The following is a 4,781-nucleotide window of genomic DNA, read 5'->3' as shown; positions in this document are numbered from 1 at the left end:
TTGTTTCTTCCTCTACCCTGGTGATGTCTTGAATTTGGTGGAATGCGTCAGGCGCCCAGCGCCCAGAAACCGAGTCGACCCAGGCCGGCGATCAGCCGCAGCCGGGACGTGCGCCAGCTGGCCAGTGCGGCAATGCGCTCCTGGCGAGCGTTGGCCTCATCTTTTTGTGCCGTCAGCACATCGACGGTATGGGCCGCGCCCGCCTGATAGCGGGCCTTGGCGGCCAGCAGCGACTCATGGGCGCTGCGCATCAGATCGGCCGAGGCGGCCACGCTGCCGGTCTCGACGCGCAGCGCCTCGAAGGCCCGCCAGACCTCGAAGGCCACCTGCGAGCGCACGCCCTCCAGATCGGCCCGGCGCGACTCGACCACGGCGCGCTGCTCGTGCATCCGGTAGTTGCGGCTCAGGCCCTCGAAGATCGGAAAGCTCAGGGTCACCGCGGTGATGCGTTCATAGGTCAGCGATGTCGGCAGCGTGCTGCCCGGCCGGCCGTTGCGGAAATTGCTGTGCGTCAGCGTCAGCGACGGAAAGCCCTCGCTGCGCACCGCCTCCAGCCGCGCCTCGGCCGAGGCCAGCTGGGCGCGGGCGGCCAGCAGCGTTGGATGCGCGGCCAGCGCCTCGTTGATCAGGCTGTCAAGCTGTTGCAGATAGTCTTCGGCCACCGGTCGCTCGGTGCTGGCCAGCGGGTCAAGATCCGCGTCGGCAGCCAGCTGCAGCGGGCTGCGCACATCGATGCCCATCACATGGGCCAGCGCACCCAGCGAGGTGCGCGCCTGGCCCTCGACCCGCACCCGGGCCAGCGTGGCCTGCGACAGCGCGGTGCGCGCCTGCAGCATGTCCACCACCGTGGCCGCGCCAAGCTGCAGCTTGGTCTCTGTGGCCTGCGCGCTCTCGCGGGCGGTGTCCTCGGCCTGCTGGGCGGCACGCACCGAGGCCGAGGCCGCCGCGGCCTCGTAATAGGCCTGGGCCGTGCCAACGAACAGCGACTGCAGCAACCCGTCATGCCCGGCCATCGCCGCGGCCAGGTTCTGCTCGGCCTGGCGCACATTGGCCGCCCGGCCGCCGCTGTCAAGCAATAGCCAGCTGAGGGTCAGGTTTGCACCATGGACCTGGTTGCCGCTGCGCTGGCTGTTGAAACTGCCCGGCGTGCGCACCGCGTCATAGCTCTTGCTGAGCGAGGCATTGACGGTGGGCAGGTAAGCCGCCTTGCTCAGGCCCACGGTGGCCGCCTGGGCAGCGGCATCTAACCAGGCCTGGCGCGCCCGCGGATTGCTGCACAGCGCGATGCGGATCGCATCGGCCAGGGCCAGAGGCGCCGCGAGCGCGGCGGCCGTGTCGTTGTCAGCGCAGGTGGCGCCCACCGGGGTGGCGTCGCCCGGCATCACCGGAATGCCCCGCTCGCCGGGCAGCACGCGCCACAGATCCAGCGACTGGGCGCTCGCCGCCGCGGTCATCGTCAGGCCTATCAGCGCAGTGGCGACAAGGCGTTGCAGTAGCAGCGACAGTGATTTCATGGTCGGGCGAGCGCTTCGAAAGGGAGGAATGGCAGGGGCAAGGAAACCCCCATTTCCGGGTGTGAGCAGTGTGCTCAGACCCCTTTCGAATCGCATGGCCCAGAGGAGCCATTGGCCCGCGTTGCGGGGAGCCAATGGCCTAAAACCAGGGCGGTGGTTCTTTGTCGAAGTTCAGGTACTGGCGGCGCGGGCTGGCCGGCCTAAACAGGTTAGGGAGACCCGACGCTCGGCGACTTTGAGCAACTGCGATTTGGGTATTACCGTCGGTCGAGGCGGCTGGCTGGTGGGCGGCATCGCAGCGGCAGCAGCCGATGGCCACCGCCGGACGGGTTCACACTGCCTGGCAACAAACACTCATTAGGCCTAGCGACTGGCTTTGGCTTAACTGTCGGCTCTACGAGGTATCGCGGGCATGAGGCCATAACGAGGCGGTTCTGGGTCGAACTGCCAAACTACTCGGCAGGAGAGCAATGCAATCACCGAGGAGCAGGTGCCGTAAAGGCGATTGCAGGGGTAAATCCTGAACCCGTGCGTCCGATTGACATAGGCGCTCTGGCCTCACCTCTCAAACTCTTGCGCGGACGGGGGAAGACGGGACGAATCATCTTCCTCCATGGGGGCTGACGCGAACATCTGGTGGTGCTGAACCGCAGGGACTGACCTGCGTAGCTGATCCAACGCATCCAAGCACTCGTGCAGCACGGCGCCCGGCGCCTGAAGCTGTATGCCTGCCCGCCCGAGGTCAGACTTCTCCACTGCCACACGAGCCAGGAGGCCGAGCGCAGCTCGAAAGAGGAGATCCCAGTCCTCGGAAGAAATGCCTCCTGCAACCTGCATGTGGCCGGTGTCGGAGTCGGTGCAGCATTGCCAGTTCGGTGAACTGGCTTCGATCTTGCGGCGGGTGAGCGCATCGTCAGCGGGATACGGCAGCACCAAGGACCCACTCTGCATGATTGCGCGCGTCTTCAGCGGGGTCGGTGCGATCAATCTGAACGCTGCTCGAAAGCGACCTCGAAAGGTCATCACGGGAGACTGGGGTGATTCGGTCATTCTCATCATATCGAGCCTCAGGGGCGCACGACGACTTGGTTCTTCACCTGCTTCACGCCCTTGACGTTGCGTGCAATGCCCTCGGCCATGGTCTTCTCATTCATGTTCTTGGCGAAGCCAGAAAGCATGACGGTTCCATTCAGCGTTTCCACAGAGATGCTGGAAGCATCAACGTCCTTGTTGTCAGCAAAGCGGCTCTTGACGGCCATGGTGATGGCGGTGTCATCGACATACGCGCCCACGGTTTCCTGGTTGCGCGTCACGGCGCAGCCCGAGGTAGCAAGCATGATCAATGTCGCCTGCGCCGCGATTAAAGTGTTGCGAACGCTCATGATGCTTCTCCACTGTTTGACCGGAAGCCAACCCGACAGCCACATTCGCCGGAAACCTCTCTGCATTGAATCTAGGCGGCGCGGAGGCGTTTCTCTGTGCGGTGCCGAACATAGCAACTTGATGCTTTTTGACCTGCGTCAAGCAACGCTGGATTTGCGCAAGGCACGGCTACTCGGTAGCGCCAGCTATGCGAGGGGGCTGACTCCAATCACAATGTTTGCGACGACACATCGGCGGCCGTTGCCGCGGACCCAAAGCTCGCGCGCAGGATCTGGAATTCGTTGATGGCGGGCTATCTGGGCTGCCGCATGCAAGTTTGCCCAGCACCAACTGTGCGCCAACGCTCCAGCATCCGTGAGGCTCATGACTTTGAGCGCATCCAGCAAGAATTCGCCCACGCAGCATCTCCACCTTCTCGACGGACGAGGAGCACAGGACGTTGCGCAAGATCACAGGAGCTGAGTTCCGGTCCACCTACAAACGCGGGTGGCGAGTTCAAAAAAGTCACGGGAGCTGTGTGATGTGCATATCGTTGCCACCAAGCACGAACCACCTTGTAAATTGGCTGCCGGAGGCCACGCTAAATCGGTGATTGCCACGACTTGAACGTGCCGTCACCTCGCTCGACGTGACATCGCTCCAAGACCGGCAAGTCCCAGCCCCATCAGCGCCCATGTACCGGGCTCGGGAACGGGCGCGCCGCTGAAGCCGCCGCTGCCGTAGTCGGTGCGTCCGCTTCCAATGGCACCATCGCCGAAGCAATCATTGGAGATCGCGTTCGTATCCAGCGTCACCGCGCCGTTGAGCGCCAAGGCCCTGCCGCACAAAATCTTCGCGGTCGTATTGAGTGTGATGCTCTGATCCGCAATGATGTTGCCAGCGAACAGCGTGTCAGTGCCCAGGGTCGCGGAGGTGCCCACCCGCCAGTAGACACCGGTGTTCGTGCCGCCATCAATCACGTTCACTTGCGCGCTGCTGGCGGTGGTGAGCGCACTCCCGATCTTGAACACGAACAGCGCGTTGGCGTCGTGCATGGCGTTGAGTGTCAATGTCCCGGTCAACTGTGCCGCTGTGTCGAAGCTGTAGATACCCGGTGTGAGTGTCAGTCCACCCAGATCCGTGCCGGTCAGGTTGCCAGTGGACGGCATTCCGGCGAGCGCAATGTAGGCCGCAGTGGCATCCTTTTGAGCCTGCTCCGCGACTGCATCGGTCTGGTGCACCGTCCCCGTGAGGGTGATGCTGCCGAGACCGGTGATCGAGGTCCCGGGGTACAGCCCGAGGTCGCCTCAGATCGTGGTTGAGCCGGTGTTGGTCACTGTGGAAGAGCCCAATACCGCAAAGCTCTGCGCCGATCCCAGAAAGGACGCTGCCGATGTCGGAGTCGCGCTACATAGCGCAGCGCCCAACGTCAGAGAAAGGGTTGAAAGAAAGCTTGCGGATTTCATGACGATCTCCAGATTGAGAAAAGCGGCCCTTGACGGTCACGGTGATGGCCGTGTCATCGACATACGCCCCCCAGGGTTTCCTGGTTGCGTGTAACAGTGCAGCCCGACGTAGCGAGCGTGATCAGTGCCGCCAGTGCCGAGATCGAACTGTCGCAAAGTGTCAAGATGCCTCGCCACTGATTGTCCGGAAGCCGTCCCGACACCTACATGCGCCGTAGGATTTCCTGTCGTGAATCTAGGTGGTGCGGACGTGCCCCTCTGTACGCTGGCGAACACAGCGCCCGCTCGCTTTTGACCTGGGTCAATGGACGCGGCATTTGGGCGCGTGGTCGACCAATGCCGTTGGTGGGACTAGCCTTGCGCTGGGCCTCACTCCGATTGCAGCCATTGCACCGACTCCTTGCCACCCTGAGCCAAGGAAGAAGGGTGTGCGCGGGAG

4 protein-coding genes are annotated in these 4,781 nt (G+C 63.4%); all 4 read right to left on the bottom strand.

What is annotated here, in order from left to right; genetic code table 11:
• Window positions 1-47: 47 nt before the first annotated feature.
• Window positions 48-1,514 (bottom strand): TolC family protein, encoded by a 1,467-nt coding sequence (locus tag DES47_RS03850; protein WP_166651839.1) that lies wholly within the window; start codon window positions 1,512-1,514, stop codon window positions 48-50.
• Window positions 1,515-2,072: 558 nt separating this feature from the next.
• Window positions 2,073-2,564: a hypothetical protein gene (locus DES47_RS03845; RefSeq protein ID WP_208114893.1), complete on the bottom strand. Its 492-nt coding sequence runs from the start codon at window positions 2,562-2,564 to the stop codon at window positions 2,073-2,075.
• Between the two features lie 17 nt (window positions 2,565-2,581).
• A complete protein-coding gene (locus DES47_RS03840) occupies window positions 2,582-2,896 on the bottom strand; it encodes a BON domain-containing protein (RefSeq protein ID WP_133699312.1) in 315 nt (104 codons plus the stop codon).
• A 615-nt stretch (window positions 2,897-3,511) separates the two neighbouring features.
• Complete coding sequence (locus tag DES47_RS29135; protein ID WP_279537323.1) at window positions 3,512-4,171, bottom strand: ice-binding family protein; 660 nt, start codon at window positions 4,169-4,171, stop codon at window positions 3,512-3,514.
• Window positions 4,172-4,781: the final 610 nt, after the last annotated feature.

It is taken from the genome of Roseateles toxinivorans (assembly GCF_004362525.1).
GTDB lineage: Bacteria > Pseudomonadota > Gammaproteobacteria > Burkholderiales > Burkholderiaceae_C > Paucibacter > Paucibacter toxinivorans.
The sequence above is the reverse complement of the archived record's forward strand: the minus strand, read 5'-3'. Positions and strand labels throughout refer to the sequence as shown.